General features: G+C 68.1%; 13 protein-coding genes and 2 pseudogenes. 9 read left to right on the top strand and 6 right to left on the bottom strand.

From position 1 onward, the window contains the following. Positions 1–31 precede the first annotated feature (31 nt). The 8 genes and pseudogenes from rhaI (at position 32) to ACFHW0_RS18170 (ending at position 9,220) form a co-directional block, all read left to right on the top strand. Complete coding sequence (gene rhaI / locus ACFHW0_RS18205; protein ID WP_416609144.1) at positions 32–1,207, top strand: L-rhamnose isomerase; 1,176 nt, start codon at positions 32–34, stop codon at positions 1,205–1,207. Continuing rightward, positions 1,164–3,230, top strand: a complete 2,067-nt coding sequence (locus tag ACFHW0_RS18200; protein WP_416609142.1) for a bifunctional aldolase/short-chain dehydrogenase — start codon at positions 1,164–1,166, stop codon at positions 3,228–3,230. Before rhaI ends, ACFHW0_RS18200 begins: the two co-directional genes overlap by 44 nt. After that, positions 3,227–4,624 (top strand): rhamnulokinase, encoded by a 1,398-nt coding sequence (locus tag ACFHW0_RS18195; RefSeq protein WP_416609140.1) that lies wholly within the window; start codon positions 3,227–3,229, stop codon positions 4,622–4,624. Before ACFHW0_RS18200 ends, ACFHW0_RS18195 begins: the two co-directional genes overlap by 4 nt. Position 4,625: 1 nt before the next feature. Continuing rightward, entirely contained in the window at positions 4,626–5,354 is a 729-nt protein-coding gene (locus ACFHW0_RS18190; protein WP_416609139.1) for a (Fe-S)-binding protein, read from the top strand. Positions 5,355–5,433: 79 nt separating this feature from the next. Beyond that, positions 5,434–6,843, top strand: coding sequence for a LutB/LldF family L-lactate oxidation iron-sulfur protein (locus ACFHW0_RS18185; RefSeq protein WP_416609170.1), 1,410 nt, complete (start codon positions 5,434–5,436; stop codon positions 6,841–6,843). A 104-nt stretch (positions 6,844–6,947) separates the two neighbouring features. Continuing rightward, positions 6,948–7,457 carry a LutC/YkgG family protein gene (locus ACFHW0_RS18180; protein WP_416609137.1) on the top strand — a complete coding sequence of 170 codons (510 nt, stop codon included), beginning with the start codon at positions 6,948–6,950 and terminating at the stop codon, positions 7,455–7,457. A gap of 486 nt (positions 7,458–7,943) precedes the next feature. Further along, positions 7,944–8,324 (top strand): annotated as a pseudogene (locus tag ACFHW0_RS18175) (recombinase family protein); the annotation flags it as partial. A 266-nt stretch (positions 8,325–8,590) separates the two neighbouring features. Next, on the top strand, positions 8,591–9,220 hold the full coding sequence (locus tag ACFHW0_RS18170; RefSeq protein ID WP_416609134.1) for a recombinase family protein: 630 nt from the start codon (positions 8,591–8,593) through the stop codon (positions 9,218–9,220). 353 nt (positions 9,221–9,573) lie between these two features. On the opposite strand, the gene ACFHW0_RS18165 is transcribed toward ACFHW0_RS18170, so the two are convergent. Together ACFHW0_RS18165 and ACFHW0_RS18160 are read right to left on the bottom strand one after the other, a co-directional pair. Continuing rightward, positions 9,574–9,825, bottom strand: coding sequence for a hypothetical protein (locus ACFHW0_RS18165; protein ID WP_416609132.1), 252 nt, complete (start codon positions 9,823–9,825; stop codon positions 9,574–9,576). Between the two features lie 1,284 nt (positions 9,826–11,109). Further along, positions 11,110–11,474, bottom strand: a pseudogene (locus tag ACFHW0_RS18160) (transposase); the annotation flags it as partial. 172 nt (positions 11,475–11,646) lie between these two features. Here ACFHW0_RS18160 and ACFHW0_RS18155 point away from each other — a divergent pair. Continuing rightward, complete coding sequence (locus tag ACFHW0_RS18155) at positions 11,647–11,817, top strand: hypothetical protein (protein ID WP_363898753.1); 171 nt, start codon at positions 11,647–11,649, stop codon at positions 11,815–11,817. Between the two features lie 268 nt (positions 11,818–12,085). Here the strand turns inward: ACFHW0_RS18155 and uppS are convergent, their stop codons facing one another. The 4 genes from uppS to ACFHW0_RS18135 form a co-directional block, all read right to left on the bottom strand. Then, entirely contained in the window at positions 12,086–12,865 is a 780-nt protein-coding gene (uppS, locus tag ACFHW0_RS18150) for a polyprenyl diphosphate synthase (RefSeq protein ID WP_416609168.1), read from the bottom strand. 260 nt (positions 12,866–13,125) lie between these two features. Next, a complete protein-coding gene (locus tag ACFHW0_RS18145) occupies positions 13,126–14,100 on the bottom strand; it encodes a hypothetical protein (protein WP_416609130.1) in 975 nt (324 codons plus the stop codon). Positions 14,101–14,196: 96 nt separating this feature from the next. Beyond that, a complete protein-coding gene (locus tag ACFHW0_RS18140; protein WP_363898747.1) occupies positions 14,197–14,451 on the bottom strand; it encodes a DUF2326 domain-containing protein in 255 nt (84 codons plus the stop codon). Positions 14,452–14,468: 17 nt separating this feature from the next. Further along, positions 14,469–18,380, bottom strand: a complete 3,912-nt coding sequence (locus ACFHW0_RS18135) for a hypothetical protein (RefSeq protein WP_416609128.1) — start codon at positions 18,378–18,380, stop codon at positions 14,469–14,471. Positions 18,381–18,542: the final 162 nt, after the last annotated feature.

Here is an 18,542-nt window from a genome sequence, read left to right as displayed (position 1 = left end):
CCAGCGCTCGCTCGCCCCTTAGGTTGTCCCCGTGGTAAATGAAACGTTTCACGGCCGCGTCTCCGATGCGCTCCGCAGCCAGCGCGTCGAGACGCCGTCCTGGGCGTACGCGAACTCCGGCACCCGCTTCAAGGTGTTCCCGCAGCAGGGCGTGCCCCGAGATCCGTTCGAGAAGATCGCTGACGCTGCGGTAGTGCACCGGCTGACCGGAATCGCACCCACGGTGGCCCTGCACATCCCATGGGACCGGGTGGACGACTTCGCCGCGCTCTCGGCCTATGCGAAAGAACAGGGCATCAACCTCGGAGCGATCAACTCGAACGTCTTCCAGGACGACGACTACCGGCTGGGCAGCGTCACCAATCCAGACCCGGTTGTGCGCCGTAAGGCGACGGACCATCTGCTGGAATGCGTCGACATCATGGACGCCACCGGTTCGCGGGACCTGAAGCTGTGGTTCTCCGACGGCACCAACTACCCCGGCCAGGACGACATCCGGGCCCGGCAGGACCGGCTCGCCGAGGCGCTGCAGGAGGTGTACGCGCGGCTCGGCACCGACCAGCGGATGCTGCTTGAGTACAAGCTCTTCGAACCGGCCTTCTACACCACCGACGTGCCCGACTGGGGCACCGCCTACGCGCACTGCCTGGAACTCGGCCCGAAGGCGCAAGTGGTGATCGACACCGGACATCACGCGCCGGGCACCAACATCGAGTTCATCGTGGCGTTCCTGCTGCGGCAGAACAAGCTGGGCGCGTTCGACTTCAACTCGCGCTTCTACGCCGACGATGACCTGATGGTCGGCGCGGCCGACCCGTTCCAACTGTTCCGGATCATGTACGAGATCGTTCGTGGTGACGCCCTCTCGCCTGAGGCCGGGATCGCGTTCATGCTCGACCAGTGCCACAACATCGAGGCGAGGATCCCGGCGATCATCCGCTCGGTGCTCAACGTGCAAGAGGCCACCGCGAAGGCGCTGCTGGTGGACCGCGAGGCGCTCGGCAGGGCACAGGAGGAGGGTGACGTGCTCGCCGCCAACGCGGTGATCATGGACGCCTTCAACACCGACGTGCGGCCGATGCTGGCCGACTTCCGGGCGGGCCAGGGGCTCGATCCCGACCCGATCGCCGCCTATCACCGTAGTGGCTACTTCGACAAGATTCGTGCAGAGCGGGCCGGCGGCATCCAGGCCGGTTGGGGAGCCTGAGATGACCGTTGATGATCTGATCGCCCGTTCCCGCCGGCTCGGCGCCGACACGCGTAACACCAACTACGCCGGCGGCAACACCTCCGCCAAGGGCACCGGAACCGACCCGGCCACCGGTGAGCCGGTCGACCTGCTATGGGTCAAGGGGTCCGGCGGAGACCTGGGCACGCTGACCGAGGCTGGTCTCGCGGTGCTGAGTCTGGCCCGGCTACGGGCGCTGCCGGCTGTCTATCCAGGCGTCGAACACGAGGACGACATGGTCGCCGCCTTCGACTACTGCCTGCACGGTCGCGGTGGCGCGGCTCCGAGTATCGACACCGCCATGCACGGTCTGATCGACGTCGCGCACGTCGATCATCTGCACCCGGACGCCGGGATCGCGATCGCGACCGCAGCCGACGGCCCGGCGCTGACCAAGGAGATCTTCGGCGAGCGGGTGGTGTGGGTGCCGTGGCGGCGCCCCGGCTTCCAGCTCGGCCTCGACATAGCCGCCGTGCAGCGGGCACATCCGCAGGCGATCGGCGTGATTCTCGGCGGTCACGGTATCACCGCCTGGGGTGACACCAGCCAGGAGTGCGAGGCGCGCTCTCGGGAGATCATCGAAACGGCTGCGGCCTATCTGGCCGCACACGGCCACAGCGCGCCCTTCGGCGCACTGGTCCACGAGCCGTTGTCAGATTCGGTACGCCGCGAGCGCGCGGCGGCGCTCTTCCCGGTGCTTCGGGGCCTGGCCAGCACGGATCGTCGCCAGGTCGGCCACTACACCGACTCCGAGGTCGTCCTCGACTTCGTCGGCCGGGAGCGGATGCCCTTCCTCGCCGCCCTGGGCACGTCCTGCCCCGACCACTTCCTGCGCACCAAGGTCAAGCCTCTCGTCGTGGACATGGCCCCGGACGCGCCGCTCGATCTGGTTGTGGCCCGGATCAAGGAACTGCACGCCGCCTACCGCGAGGACTACCGCGCCTACTACGAGCGGCACGCGACCGTTGACAGCCCGGCGATGCGCGGAGCGGACCCGGCGATCGTGCTGGTTCCAGGCGTGGGCATGTTCTCCTTCGGCACGAACAAGCAGACCGCTCGGGTGGCTGGCGAGTTCTACGTCAACGCGATCAACGTGATGCACGGCGCCGAGTCGGTGTCGACCTACGCTCCGATCGCCGAGTCGGAGAAGTTTCGCATCGAGTACTGGGCTCTGGAAGAAGCCAAGCTCCAGCGGATGCCGAAGCCAAAGCCCCTGGCGACCCGGATCGCGTTGGTCACCGGGGCCGGATCGGGCATCGGCCGGGCGATCGCGTTGCGCCTGGCGGCCGAGGGCGCCTGCGTGGTGGTCAGCGACCGTGATCTCCAGGCGGCGACCAAGGTCGCCGCGGAGATCGGCGGCAGTGACGCCGCTGTGGCAGTGGCGCTCGACGTCACCGACTCCGACGGGGTCGCCGCCGCGGTCCGCGCAGCCGTCCTCGCCTTCGGCGGTGTCGACCTGGTGGTCAACAATGCCGGATTGTCGCTGTCCAAGTCGCTGCTGGAGACGACCGATGCCGACTGGGATCTGCAACATGATGTCATGGCCAAGGGCTCGTTCATGGTGTCTCGGGAGGCCACGCGGGTGCTGATCGCCCAAGGACTGGGCGGCGACATCATCTACATCTCCAGCAAGAACTCGATCTTCGCCGGTCCCAACAACGTCGCCTACGGTGCCGCCAAGGCCGACCAGGCACACCAGGTGCGTCTGCTCGCCGCCGAGCTCGGCCCTCATGGCGTACGCGTCAACGGCATCAACCCGGACGGTGTGGTGCGCGGCTCCGGCATCTTCGCCGGCGGCTGGGGAGCCGACCGGGCCGCCGTGTACGGGGTGCCGGAGGAGAAGCTTGGCGAGTTCTACGCCCAGCGCACCCTGCTGAAGCGGGAGGTGCTGCCCGAGCACATCGCCAACGCCGTGTTCGCCCTGACAGGTGGCGATCTCACCCACACCACCGGCCTGCACATTCCCGTGGACGCCGGTGTCGCTGCGGCGTTCCTGCGGTGACCGGCACCTTCGCCGCAGTCGACCTGGGCGCGTCCAGCGGACGCGTCATGGTCGGTCGCGCCGGGCCCGATCTGCTGGAACTCAGCGAGGCGCACCGCTTCGCCAACGAGCCGGTCCGGACCAGTGGCACCCTGCACTGGGACATCCTCGCCCTGTACCGAGGTGTGCTGCGCGGCCTGCACACGGCCGGACCGGTGGACAGCATCGGCATCGATACCTGGGCCGTCGACTACGGTCTGCTGGACGCGAGCGGGGCACTGCTCGGCAACCCGGTGCACTACCGCGACTCGCGCACCGACGGGGTGCTCGAACAGGTCGCCGCGAAGGTGGGCGAGCAGCGGCTCTACCAGATCACCGGACTGCAACAGCTGCCGTTCAACACGCTCTACCAGCTGGTGGCGACGGCGGGCAGCCCGCAGTCAGCGGCGGCCCGGCGGCTGTTGATGATCCCGGACCTGCTCGCGTACTGGCTCACCGGTGAGATGGTCACCGAACTCACCAACGCGTCGACCACCCAACTCTTCGATGTACGCCGCCGCACCTGGGCCACCGACCTGATGACCGACGCCGGGATCGACGCAGGACTGTTCGCGCCGCTGGTCGAACCGGGCACCCGGATCGGTGCCTACGACGGGACTCCGGTGGTCGCGGTCGGCTCACACGACACGGCCTCCGCCGTGGTGGCAGTGCCTGCACGCAGCGCCCGGTTTGCGTACATCTCTTGTGGCACCTGGTCGCTGGTGGGCATGGAGCTGGACCACCCGGTGCTGAGCCACGAGTCGAGGCAGGCGAACTTCACCAACGAGGCTGGCGTCGACGGCACCATCCGCTACCTGCGTAACGTCATGGGCCTGTGGCCCTTACAGGAATGCCTGCGCGCGTGGGACAACCCCAGCCTCGGTGGGCTACTCAGAGCGGCGGGGGACGAGCCGGCGCTCAGCCAGGTCGTGGACCTGGACGACCCCGCGTTCCTGCCAACCGGTGGGATGGTGGAGAGGGTCACCCGCGCCGCCGGTCTCGCCACCGATGCCGCGCCGGCCCGGATTGTCCGGTGCATCCTCGACAGTCTCGCCCTGGCCCACCGTCGCGCGCTGCGACAGGCGCAGCAGTTGTCCGGGCGGCACGCCGAGGTGATTCACATCGTCGGCGGCGGAGCGCGTAACGAGCTTCTCTGTCAGCTCACCGCCGATGCCTGTGGCCTGCCGGTCGTTGCCGGGCCGGTCGAAGCCACCGCCCTGGGGAACGTGCTGGTGCAGGCGCGCGCCGCCGGCACGGTCCGCGGCGGCCTCGCAGACCTGCGCACGCTGGTGCGGGACACCCAGCACCTCGTTCGATACGAGCCACGCGGCGACGAGGATGCCTGGCGGGCGGCCGAAGAACGGCTGGAGGGCTGACGTGCGTGTCGCGTTGTTCGCCACCTGCCTGGCCGACACGGTCTATCCGGAGGCGGCCAAGGCGACAGTACGGCTGCTGGAGCGCCTCGGCCATGAGGTGGTCTTCCCGCCGGAGCAGACCTGTTGCGCTCAGATGCACGTCAACACCGGCTATCAGCGGGAAGCGGTGCCGCTCGTCCGGCGCTACACGCGGACGTTCGCCGAGGCCGAGGTGGTCGTGGCGCCGTCGGGTTCGTGTGTCGGGTCGATCCGGCACCAGCACGCCATCGTCGCAGCGGCGGCCGGCGACACGGCCCTCGCCGACGCGGCCGCGTCGGTGGCAGCGCGGACCTACGAGCTGTCGGAGTTTCTCATCGACGTGCTCGGCCTCGAAGACGTTGGGGCGTACTATCCGCACCGGGTCACCTACCACCCGACCTGCCACTCTCTGCGGATGCTACGGGTGGGAGACCGGCCGCTGCGGTTGCTGCGGCAGGTGCGCGGCCTTGAGTTGGTCGAGCTGCCGGCAGCTGAGCAGTGTTGCGGGTTCGGTGGCACATTCGCCATCAAGAACGCAGCGACGTCGACGGCGATGCTGGCGGACAAGATGCGCCATGTGCTGTCGACGGGGGCCGACGTGTGCACGGCGGGAGACACGTCCTGTCTGATGCAGATCGGCGGAGGACTATCGCGGCTGCGTACCGCGGTGCGAACCGTGCACCTTGCCGAGATCCTGGCGGCAACCGCCTGAGCTCGGTACGTGAGGAGAAGCCGCTGGAGGCGGCCTTCCAGGACATTCAGAACGGAGAAGTGTCTTGACGTTTCTCGGGATGCCGGCCCGGGCACCGCGGGGGGTCGGGCACCTACGTGAGGGCGAACCGTTTCCGGCTGCGGCTCGCACTGCGCTGGAGAATCCACAGCTACGGCGTAATCTGGGTCACGCCACCACCACGATCCGCAGCAGGTCCGCCGCCGTGATCGGGGAAATGCCCGACTGGCAGCAACTGCGGGAAGCCGGTTCAGCGATCAAGGCGGACGTCATGGCGCGGTTGCCCTCGCTGCTGGAAGAACTCGAGGCGAGGGTCGTCGAAGCCGGTGGCGTCGTGCACTGGGCCGCCGACGCCATCGAGGCCAACACGATCGTCACGGACCTGGTCCGCGCCACCAGCAGCGACCGAGTCATCAAGGTCAAGTCGATGGCGACGCAGGAGATCGGCCTCAACGAGGCATTGGAGTCGGCGGGGATCGCGGCGGTAGAGACCGATCTCGCCGAGCTGATCGTGCAACTCGGCGAGGACAAACCGAGCCACATCCTGGTGCCGGCCATCCACCGTAACCGCTCGGAGATCCGCGAGATCTTTCTACGCACGATGCCGGACGTGGATCCTTCGCTGACGGATGAGCCGCAGGCGCTGGCAGCAGCAGCCCGCCGCTATCTGCGTGAGATGTTCCTGACGACCAAGGTGGCGGTCAGCGGTGCGAACTTCGCGATCGCCGAGACCGGCACCCTGGCTGTGGTCGAGTCCGAAGGCAACGGCCGGATGTGCCTCACCCTGCCGGACACCCTGATCACCGTGATGGGCATCGAGAAGGTGCTGCCAACCTGGCGTGACCTGGAGGTCTTCCTGCAACTGCTGCCGCGGGCCTCGACCGGTGAGCGGATGAACCCATACACCACCATGTGGACCGGGGTCACCCCAGGCGATGGACCGCAGCACTTTCACCTGGTGTTGCTCGACAACGGACGCAGCGCGGTCCTCGCTGATCCGGCGGGACGGGCGGCGCTGCACTGCATCCGCTGCTCAGCGTGCCTCAACGTGTGCCCGGTCTACGAACGCACCGGCGGCCACGCGTACGGATCGGTCTACCCCGGACCGATCGGCGCGGTCCTCTCCCCACAACTCACCGGGATCGCCGACAACGCGTCGTTGCCGTACGCGTCGTCACTCTGTGGCGCCTGCTTTGACGCCTGCCCGGTAAAGATCGACATTCCGTCGATGCTGGTGCACCTGCGCAACCAGGCCCCGCACCCACGAGCCGAGAGGGCAGCGATGGCCGCAGCCGCTTACGTCATGGACCATCCAACACTGTACGCGGCAGCGCAGCGCGCCGCCCGGACCGCACGGCTCGCCGGACGGCGCGGACGCGGCCTGCCCCCGCCGCTGACTGGCTGGACCGCAGAGCGAGACCTGCCGGACCTGCCCGCCGAGACGTTCCGTCAATGGTGGGCGAAGCGATGACATCCTCCGCACGAGGCAGCCGCGACCTCATGCTCGGCCGACTCCGGGCCGTGCTCAGCAGTCAGCCGGCAGACACGCCAGAAACGCCGCGTCACTATCGAGGGATGACCGGAGCCGGTGATCTGGAGCTGCTCACCGAGCGCTTGATCGACTACCGGGCGACCGTGCACCGCTGCGCACCGGATGGGATCGCCGCCGCTGTCGGGCAGCTGCTCCACGCCCGTACCGTGGTGGTGCCGCCCGGTCTGCCGGCCGATTGGCTCCCACCGGGCGTATGCGTGCGGCGCGACGACGGCCGGCTCACCCATGAGGAGATTGGTGGTGCCGACGCAGCGGTCACCGCAGCGGCCGTCGCGGTCGCGATGACCGGCACCATCGTGCTGGACGCGGCAGCCGACCAGGGCCGGCGCGTGCTCAGCTTACTGCCGGACATGCACGTCTGCGTTGTCCGCGCCGACCAGGTGGTCGCCTCGGTGCCGGACGCGATCGACCGGCTCGGCCCGCACCGGCCCCTCACCTGGATCAGCGGTCCGTCGGCCACCAGCGACATCGAGTTCGACCGAGTCGAAGGCGTTCATGGCCCACGGACCCTACGCGTCGTGCTGGTCGGTTGAGGACGACAGGCTCTGCCGTATTGAGCCTGTCCAGGCGAAAGGGCGTCCAGCGCTGCCACGATCCGGCGGGAGATCGCGCCGGCGGATCGCAGCCAACCAGCACACGCCCTCGCCGCACGGGATGCGGGTGGCGTCGGCGACCAGAGCCGGTTCGGCCCGATCGCGGTGAACTGGCGGTTGACCGGATCCGGCACCGGCGTGTGCCGTGGGTCCTGCCGCAGCAGCGCACGCAACTGAACTGACCACCACCGGCCCGGCCCGGCACGGCACGGCCCGGCCCGGCCCGGCCCGGCAGTCTCTCAACCACCGTCAGCGGACTGCCTGTCCGACTCGACCACGAGGATTCTTCGTAGGAATGTCGGCGTGTCGGACAACCAGAGTGACGGTCTCGATCCCCTGACCCGATGGCTCAACAGCCAGCCGCAGACCGTTCCACAACCACCTATCCAACGGCAGCCTGGCCTGCGATTCGCGTTCTACAGCCGGATGTCGACCGTAGAGCACCAGGACCGGGTGACCTCCCGGCACTGGCAGCGGGACTGCGCCAGCGAGCTCGTCGCCGGTCACGGGGTGATCGTCGCCGAGTACTTCGACGTCGGCTGCTCTCGCCGCCGCGGCTGGCGGCAGCGCCCGCAGGCCGCCGCGCTGCTGGCCGCGCTCGAAGATCCAGATCGCGGGTTCGACGCGATCGTGGTCGGCGAGTACGAGCGGGCGTTCTCCGCCAACCAGCTGCAGCGCCTGGCATCCGTGCTCGAACAGCACGGTGTGCAGCTGTGGCTGCCCGAGACGGACGGACCCGTCAATCACCACGACCCCACCCACCAGGCGCTGATCATGATGCTGGGCGTCCAGTCGAAACGTGAGGTGCAGCGCGCCCGGTTCCGGGTCGTCACGGCGATGCGGGCCCAAGCGCGGGAGCAGGGACGCTACCTCGGTGGCCGGCCACCCTACGGCTACCGACTCGTCGACGCCGGCCCTCATCCGAACGCCGCGCACGCGCGCTGGGGTCGCCGGCTTCGGCGCCTCGAACCGGATCCGGCAACGGCCGGACACGTCCGGTGGATGTTCGCCCAACGCCTGGATGGCCAGAGTCTCGCCAGCATCGCGCGTGCCCTCAACGACGCCGGCATACCATGCCCGTCGGGCAGCGATCCGACCGCAATCCCCACCGCAGTGGCGACCGGTGGACCCTGCGAACGGTCGCGGCAATCCTCGCCAACCCCCGCTACACCGGCCGGCAGGTCTGGAACCGGCAACCCGCGCACACCGACACCGACGCCAGCCGCCCGGAGCGAGAACCCATCCGACGGAACCCGACCGCGGACTGGGTGGTCTCCACACAACGGGCCCACACCGCGCTGGTCAGCGAGCAGGACTTCGTCGCCACTCAGGCCGTCCGCTCCCACTGGAGCGCCCACGACGGCACCACCCGCCACTACCTGTTCACCGGACTACTGCGCTGCGGACCATGCGGCCGGAAAATGGAATCCCACTGGATCAACCAACGCCCTGGCTACCGATGCCGCCACGGCCACACCAGCAGCACCCAACAGCCCACCAACCGTCGGCGCAAGATCCTCTACCTCAGGGAAGACCGAATCATCGCAAGACTCGCCGGTCATTCCCGCCTCGCCAGCGGCACACAGAGTCCACACGACCTGGCCGCGCTTTTGCGCGGGAACAAGATCACCGTCGTCTGCGATCAGGAGCGCTGCACACCGACCACAGGAACATCCATGCAGGTAAACTCAATCGATCCGTGATCGATATGTGGTAATGATGTGTCCGAAGGGCGACACGAACCATTGCCCCACCGCCGATGACAATCGGCAACACCTTGAAGCTCGCGCAAGTCTAGCCGCCTTGGTGACCTCTTCGGGATCGCCGAAGAGGTCACCAAGCCGAAGAGCCGGGTCAAGGCCCGGCTCGTGGGACCGGCGGAGTCGCTGACAACCCTCGCACGGCCGACCAGAAGCTGCACATCGATCTACACCACGTCTCTTACTGAGATACTGGGCGGCCAAGTGCCGGCAGCTGACGCCAGCCATCCTGGGAGCAGAGGAGAGGGCGGTCAGGCGGTACACCGCGACCAGAGCGCCGATCTTGGGCATGGTGGTCAGGAACGTGCCGCAGTGGCATTTGGCACCCTGCGCCGCGTCGGGCACCAGAAGTGGCCGAATACCCCGCCGGCCTTGAAGATCAACCCGGCGACCAACGCGACGGCTGCGCCGATCACGGCCGCGGGTGGCGCGTCGGTCAGCCTGCTGGTGAGCTCGGCGTAGCCGGTGCTGACGGTGAGTCCGGACAGGATCGTCACGCCGAGCAGTCGCTCCCGGGCCGTTTCGGCGATCTCGTCGGTGGCCAGCATGAGCACCAGAAGTGCGCCGACGGCGGTGAGGGTCCGGGCACGTCGGTGGCGGTGTCGATGGTGAAACTGTCGTCGAAGGCGGTCCGCGTCGGCCCGACCATTCCGATCGCGGCGGTAACGGTGACCGCGACGAGGACGGCGGCGTTGAGGAACCGATGATTCACTGCTGGTGTCAGGGGACGAACGAGCCCCGAGCCGCGCGCTAAGCGCTCTGACCACGAGCAGCATCTCGGGCAGTAACAACGGCCGCATCATGTCCGTCTGCACCGGCTACCTCCCGACGAGGTCGATGACGGTGGCCGAGGCGGGTTCGATGACATCGAGCGGTAGACGCGGCAGAACACTGAACAGCAGGGAGATCTGGAGAAGTGGTCCCACCGACCAGACCTCGGCGGGGTGCAGGTCGGTGAAGCCAGCCGCGTGGCCCTGGCCTCAGCCCAGCTGCAGGTCCGCGCCGTTGAAGAGCCGTACCTGACAAGGGTAACGGCACGGTCTACACCGCCAGGACGGGCCGGTTTCCGCCCGGCATCAGCCGCTTCGCCACACCGGCCGGCGGCGCACCGCAGGCCCAGGCCACGGACGCGGCGACCCGGGCGGCACGAGACTGACCTGCCCAAGCGGCGAGGCATGACCGAACCTTCCGCCACCGCTCGGCCCGCCCACGCCGCGCTCAGGCCTGCCGATCAGCGACGAGGTCGCTCATGCTGTTGATGTCGCCGGGCGGGCGGGGTGGGTTGGAGCCGCAGCGCCACGTGTCGGCCGTGCGGAGTTCCTATCTGCGGATCATGCCGGCGTCCTCGGCCAAACTTGCGAACAGCGCTCTCAGGATTCCAGAGTCATTACACGCACTCCCACCGCAACTGCGGGCCTCGCAGAAGCATCTGATCCGTAGTCGGGAGGGTGGCTAACCTTCCCCACCACATACAAAGTCTCATACCTCGTGCTGTTTTGCAAGCCCTTCGTCCACGCGGAGGGCTTTCGTTTCGGCTGGTCCGCGCGCTGCCGTCGACGGCAAGCGTGGGCGGCCGGCTGATGGCGATGTCGGCGTGCTGGATTTGATGCGTTCGTGCTCGTCCGGTGCCGAACATCCGAGCACCATCGGAGCACCACCCGGTCTGCACCGAGAGCCGCGATGTCCCTCGGATGTTGGCCACGAGCCTGGCGCCGGGGGCCGTAACGGCGCAGCCCTCTTCGGAAGCATGCACTCTCTCACGGCCACCATCACCCTCGCTTCACTCCGTCCCAAGCCGCGCGGCTTGACCGCGCGGTGAACCGGACGTCCTGGCTGTGGCACAGGATCCGCTCCGGCATGGTGTGCGCTTCCGGCCGCAGCCAGCAGGTGACATCCACGACCAGGACGATCCCCCGTCGGCGGCCCGTGAGATCGGCATCGAGGCCACCACGGTCCGCAACCGCTGGACATCCATCCGACCGGCGCCAAGCGCGTCGTACAACGCGCCGTGACCTCGACGATGCTCCGCCACCAGGGACAAAGCCGGCAGCGACCGCACCGGCCCATCCGCGCACAGCACCGCGTCGGCCAACTCGAACAGCGCATCAGCCCTGGCGCTCAGACAGCGATGCAGTTCCGTACGGAACGTCGCGAGGTCCCCAACCACGCTTCCACGATCGACGTCATGCACACTGATCGTCCCGCAGCCCTCGGTCCTGATCTTCTTTCCCTAGACAAGAGGAATGATCGATCGCGGGCTGCGGCCATGGTCGACCAGGGTCGATGCAACCGACCCCGGGATTAAAGGTCAAGCTAGACCTGGGCGGGATCCCTTGGCGCGCCCGTCCGCCTGGCCGGCGGCAGTCGAGTTGGTCGTCACCGACGAAGCCCGCTGCCTGACCGGCGCCCAGTTGTACGTCCTGACGCCACAGATGTGCGACATCGTGATCGCTGCGGCGCTGAGCCTGACGGTCGAGAACCTGCAGCTGATCGATGCCGACGACCTGCCCAGTCCCACTGTAGGTTCTCATCCTCGATGACGCCTTCTCAAGATCGTGTCACCGTCGATGTCGCTTGCGAGATGAATGCGAGTAGGCGTCGGCATGGCAAGCCGCTACTGCCCCGCAGGCGACCCTACCGGCCGATGGGCCCCACGGAGCACAGCCAGACCCCGCCCGACCTCCTCCAGCAGCCTCACATCGGGAAGCTGCTCGACCGCTTCGCAAGACCTCTATTCGGCTGGCGTCCCCGATGACCCACGCCGGTCTGAACGATCCCGTACTGGCCCGGCGACCTGACCCTCCCAGGTCATGCGCCGAACCTTCGGTGGCGGGCGGCGTACGAGCGTAAGGCTCGCAGGAAGTCGACCTTCCGGAACCCCGGCCAATGCACGTCACAGAAGTAAAGCTCCGAGTAGGCAGCCTGCCACAAAAGGAAGCCCGACATTCGCCGCTCTCCACTGGTGCGGATGACGAGGTCCGGGTCCGGCTGCCCACCGGTATACAGGTGCGCGGCTATCTGGTCGGCGGTCAGACGCTGGGCAACGTCATCGATCGTTGCTCCGTCCGACGACATGTCCTCCAGCAACGAACGAACCGCGTTAACGATCTCCTCGCGACCGTCATAGCCAATCGCCACATTCAGGTGGAACTCGGTCACCCGGTCTCGGGTCGCCTCTTCGGCGAGTTTCAGTGCGTGCCGTGTCGAGTCGGGCAGCACATCCATCCGGCCGGCAAGGTGCAGCTGCCATAGGTTCTCCGGGCGCGACAGTTGCTCTGCGACCACGCTCTCGATCATCCTCATCAGGTTGTCGACCTCGTCGGAAGCGCGTTTGCGCACGTTATCCACGGAGGCAACGAACACGGTGACATGACAGATGCCAACCTCGGCACACCAACCCAACACCTCATCAAGATGTTCGGCGCCGTAACGATGTCCGACCTTGGGATCGTCGAACCCCATCTGCCGAGCCCACCGTCGGTTTCCGTCCATCACCATCGCCACATGGCGTGGCAGGTCGCCCGCAGCGAGCTGGGCACGCAGACGACGGGCATAGAGCCGGTATCCCGCGTCCAGTAACGGCTTCATCATGATCCGATCCAACCATCTCGTCGCCGATCGACGTTGCCCCACCAGACGGATGACCAGGAAAAGCGACACGATCTTGAGAAGCTTTTGACGAGGCGATCGCGAGATGCGACCACGCCATCCCTGATCAGGCCGATCGCCGTCCCGCTGACAAACCGCTGCTCGACGGGGAAACCGCCTGGGCGCTGGTGCGCTGACGCCGCTCGGCTCCCCTGCCGGCCGTTGCGGATGCCCTGCTGCAAGGCATTGAGCCTCTCGATCTACTCCGTCGCTCGCCCGAGGGCAAGCAGTTCGCCGGCGACCAGGTAGGTATGGATGGCGCAGAGCTCGGCTTCCGGCGCGCCAACGTCGGCGTGCACGCCCTTGTTGGCTAGCTTGTCGATTGCGTTGAAGCGTTCGATCAAGCCACCCACTGCTGCGTTTACCGTCGCGGCCGTAGTGTCGCTGGGCGTGTTGGTCTTGACGTATTCGTACACACGGTTGCGGTAGGCGGCGTCGTTGAGTGAATGGCCGGTGTCGGTCTTAGCGCCTGGGACGCCGGGTAGCACGTGGTCGGCGACCGCCTTGAGTATGCGCCGGCACGTGGTAACGGCTTGCGAGAGTTCCTCTGCGACCAGCGCAGCCGGGTCGTTGGTTGCTGCCCGCAGCCGCCGGTACACGGCGGAGAACTGATCGAGCAAGGTCGGGGCACCTTGCGCCAGCATTGCGTCGACTTGGGATCGGAAGCGATCGAAGATGCGTTCGTTGACGTTGGCGTAGGTAAGCTGCCGTTCCCACGCGCATAGGGCGACGAACACGGTGTGTTTCACCCTGTCTTTAACGTCTCGCATGAGTTTCCCGCTGAGCGCTATTTCGTAGTTCGGTGGATTCTCAGAGAACATCTGGATGAGGCTTTCCACTTCGCCCAGGCCGTGAGAAGCATGTTTTCCTTTATCGGGTCCTGATTTGACGGCTCGCGAGGCTAGGTAACGCGTCATGGCTGCCTCGACCGGCCCATCGGGGTCATCCCACAACGACGGGTCCGCCATCAGGCGCCTAGTGTCTGCAGCGTTGGCAGGCGGATGGCCGCCGGCCGGCTTGAGCTCCATGCCGAGATAGACAGCAAATTCTGTTTCGCCCAGTAGCGAAGCAATGCGGGCGGCCCGCCGGGTTGTCGCATCGATTGGCCGATCATCGATCTCGTCCAGCGCCCGCTGCACGAGTGTCAGCACGTAGTCATTGCTCATGTCCGCCACGGCTTGGACCATATCGGGGCAACACCACACCACATCTGGCCGACCCAGCCACAGCCGGCCAACGTTGTCATGGCCTGCATCGCAGGGTGGCCACGATCAGCGGATGTCGATGATGGTGATCGAGCTAGAAGCGGAATCCGAAGAGCGCTCCTTCGTCGTACGGTTGGTGAGGCGTTGGGGCAGCAGGTGGGGGTCTGCGTCGAAGCCTCGTCGGCGGGCTTTATCGAGGTCGTCGGAGTTGAGCGTGATGATGTACTGGAGTCCTTCACGGACTGTGACTTCAGCGGCTAGGCCTAGGGCTGCGGCGAGTTGGCGGTCATCGACGCCGTCGAACAGGTAGCTGTCGTGCACTACGGGCTGACCAGCCGTCAACGATCGCCCTGGCGCTCAGCCGAGCGGTCCTCCCGGCGGGCGTCATCGCGGTAGGACCGGCTCAGCCCGTCGAGCAGCGTTCCCGAACGAGGCCACCGGCCGCGTACACGGTCCGCCGCCGCGCTGTACTGCTCGGCGAGCGCGCGCTCCTGCACTCCGCCGTCGTAGACACCGCGACTTGTGACGCCGCGCTGGTTCATCCTCGCGACAGCGAGATGCTCGTCGAGGTCTGTGTCTCCGAGGCTCTCGAGGACATCCCGGACTGGCTCGCTGGGCCACGTGCCGTCCTCGTCTGCGACGGCGCCGGACAGCGCATCGCCCAGAACGACGGGCAGCGCCCGAGCGCGGCCGGACGCGGTGAGCATCTCGCGTACCGATTCCACCCATCGCAACATATCCTCGGTTGTCGGTAACTGTCCGTCGACGGAGCCCGGGAGCGGCGTGCGCCACTCCCGCAGGACGGTCCAAGCCGCTGCCTGCGACGAAGCAGCGTTGTCCCTCACCTCTTCGTCGGCTGAGTTCGCGCCGGTGTCCGGGTCCGGCCGGTACATCAAGGACACGAGGCCGACGAAGCGGGCGGGATTGCGGGCGAGTTCGCGGTGCAAAGCTGCCGGTCTGCGGCTGTGGTCGAGGAGCGGCTGGTAGAACCACTCGAGGTCTGCGAGCAGCGTGTCGTCCGCGCCTGCTTCCTCGAGACGGTCGAGCAGGCGTCCGACCGTGTACTCCGGCGACCGCGCGCGCGAGATATCTTCGGTGGCTAGGAGGGCCGGCGCCTTCAGAGCCTGGATGGCCAGGTCGAGGTCAGCGCCGAAACCGGCGTGGCTGAGCAAGTCAATCGCGGCCCAGGCCCGGCCGCGCTCGAGCAGGCACCGCGCGACGGTCGGCGTCAGGTCGTCCGGAACCCCCAGCGGTTGCATGTCGCGCCAAAACTCGTCTTGCGTGTCCGGCTCCAGGCCGTCCACGAGCGTCAGCAGAGCTTCGTTAATCGTCGCGGTCCGGCACAGCGCTGCGGCCTGGGCGGGCCTGGCGGCTGCCGTGGCAGCGAGCCAGCCTGCGTCCTCCCGCTGCCGGTGCACCGCTAGGCCGGCGGCCATCGCGTGCAGGGGCTGCGACGAGCCCGCGAGATGCTCGAGGACCGCTGGGTCGTGATCGGTCGTTACTGAAGCCAGGGCGTCGCCGACGGCTGCCGGGTTCTCGGACGCCTCGGCCAGGCGTAGGACCCCTAGGAGCCCGTCGTTGAGGCAACGTCGGACCGCTTCGGCCCTCGCGGACGCGAGCGCCTCTGGGTCGGGGTCCTCGCATTCTAGGTTGAGACCGCGTCGAAAAGGCAGCCACGAGAACAGCTCGGCATCGTCGGGGTGGCTCCCCGGGAGGGCGTGGGCGTCCAGGAACGCCTCAAGGGGCTGGAGGGCTTGGTCGAGCAGCGCCCAGCCCGCATCCGGGTGCCGGCGGTGCATCGCAACCCTCTCCGCGAGGCTGGCGAGGACGGTGCGACGGCCCTCCTCCTGCAGCTCCTGTAATGCGGTCTGGGCTGCGTTGAGTAGCGCGAGCCTGCCGGGCTCTCGAAACCGATCGATGAGAGCGAGTGCGGCGGCGAGCCGGTCCGGGTCGGCGCCGGCATCATCGGCGATGCGTCGGGCCAGGGCGTCCAGTGCGTCGACGATGTCGTTGACGGTGGCGTGCGGCGGCCGAGGCCAATCTCGGAACTTCGGGCCGCTGACTAGGATCATCCCTCGGTTGGCGTGGCTAACGAGGTCGAGCGCGAGCCGCCAAGCTGCCATCGGCGCGACGGTCCGGACGGCGTCGAACGCAGCGATACGTGTCGCCGCGTCGCCCGCGCCTTGCGGGATGCGCAGGTGCAGGGCGGCAGCGAGAGAGGCGCTGGGCCGGTTGGCGAGCCGCCCGCCCGGGTCCCGATCGGCGAGGCGGCCGAGCACGACAGCTACCCGAGACAGCAGTGCCGGAGACCAGGCGAGGCTCTCCAGTGCCCACAGCAGCGGGGAGTGGGCGCTGTGGCTGCCCAGCCCGAAGTCGTCGGGCGTCTCGGCGAACAGCGACATCACCGGCGGGTCGGTTCCGTCGAGGGACCGCTCGACGCACGCGAGGAAGCCCTCGGGCGAGGCCTCAGCCAGCAGCGGCAGCAGATCAGCGACCGCGTGCCAGCGTGCGGCGTCGGCGTCATGGAGCAACTCGCGGACGACTCGGGACGCACGCTGCTGACCGGTGAGACCGCCGGGGAGTTCACGGTCGCCGACGACCGCGCCGAGGATCGCCGTGGTCGTGGCCATCCCGCGGCGAAGCGTGCTGGAGTGCCGTCGACGCGGCGCGCCGGTCTCGCTGAGCGAGGCAGCGATGCGGTCTCGTGTGGTTAGCCCTGAAGCGGGGTCGCTCTCGCCCAGCACGCCCGGCGCCAGTGACTGGAACGCATCCAGATCCTCAGCCGTCAGCGCGTGGTTGAGGGCGTCCCATGCATCCACCGGATCGGCGAACTCCCACCGGCGGTCCCTCAAGAGCAGCGGTGCGTCCTCGCCTGACGTCAGCGTGCTCAGGTCCCGGGCCGTCGCCCGCCAGCCGCGGTCGGTCAAGCTCTGCAGCGCCTCTAGGTCGCCCTGAACGTCGTCGGCCCAGGCACCGGCGAGCAACAGCGGAGCGAGCAGGTTCGCCGTGGTGTCCGAGGCCCACGGCGGCTGGCGAAGCCAGCCGGACCGGCCGATGCGCCGACGCAGCGATGTCAAGCTCCGTCTCGCCGCCCGTGCGTACTCGTCGGCACGGTCACGGTCGAGCCCGGCGGCGATCCAGACCTCCCGTGCGAGGTGCCGGTGCAGCCGTGGGAGCCGGTCGTCGGCGGGCCGGCCGGCGTGGGGCAGCACGACGTGGTGACCGGCGCGGAGAGCGTCGCCGATCTCAGGCTCGGCGAACACAGGCACGAGCACCATCGGGCTCTCGTGAGCGGCCACTCGCCGCCATGCCCGCAGGTCCTCGACGACGAGAGCCCGTTCGAGGAGCGCTTCGAGTTCGGCCGGTGCGCCGGTGGCGCGCGCGAGCCCTGCTGCGGCGTCGCCCTCCTCTGCGGCGGATGATCCGAGGGGCTCGGTCGGTTCCGCATCCGCAACAGCCCCGACCGGTACCTCCGACCCGCTGGGCGCGTCCACCGGCGGATCTTCTGACGTCTGGCGCGGTGTCGTGGTCGCGTCCTGCGGCGGCTCCGCCATCAAACTGGCCGCAACGAAGGCCACGGACTCATCCCGGCTCGCCGAAGCCACCACCTGCTCGCCCGGCTCGGCCCGGAGGTGGCCCCGAAGGCGGCGAACTTGGTCGTCGCGGCCCGCCAGTAGCAGCGCTGCCGGGATAGCCGGCTGAGTGCGCTCGGCCCAGTTCCGATACCAGTCGCGAAGACCGATCACGCCGTGCGGATCCCGCCCGAGCTGCTCGGACGCCAGCCACCGGTGCACTCCAGGGCACAGGGCGAGCCACGCAGCGAGGTCCTCCGCGTCGAGCACCCGGATACCCGCCCAGCCATCGTCGTCTTCCATGCGGCGATCGACCCAATCCTGCGAGCCGGGCCACCGTCGGCTCGTCACGAACACGAAGACGACGCCTGCGCGCTCGTCCCGGGTCGACCCGTCGACCCGCTTGCGGTAGTCGCGCTGAGCCTTGTCCTGGGGTTCGCGCCCCGTTCCCAGCTCCCACACCGAGCGGCCCGGCGGCAGGAACGGCGGAGCGCCGGATGAGCTCGTGACCTCGCCGTCAAGGCCGGGCAGCCCGACGGCTTCGGCGGCGGGCATGCGGAGTGTGTCAGGAGCGGCCACCGCGAGGATGAGGCGCCGGACCAGCGTCGGCAGGTGCTCGCGCGAGTCGTTGCGCTCCGACCACTGTTCTAGATCGGTCGCGGTCAGCAACTCGGTCATCGGACCTCCCGTACCGTCTCGAGATTGGGCGAGCACCTTGGTGGCGTCTCGGGATTTGGGGACCCGAATGCCGGCAGCACGAACCAGAGCGCATCGATGAGGCCGAGGCTGTGGGTCACAGGGCAGTCGTAGCACCCGCGTGTGACAAGCCGGGCGGCGCTC

The sequence above is a fragment of the Micromonospora sp. LOL_025 genome, assembly GCF_048060285.1.
GTDB lineage: Bacteria > Actinomycetota > Actinomycetes > Mycobacteriales > Micromonosporaceae > Micromonospora.
The sequence above is the reverse complement of the archived record's forward strand: the minus strand, read 5'-3'. Positions and strand labels throughout refer to the sequence as shown.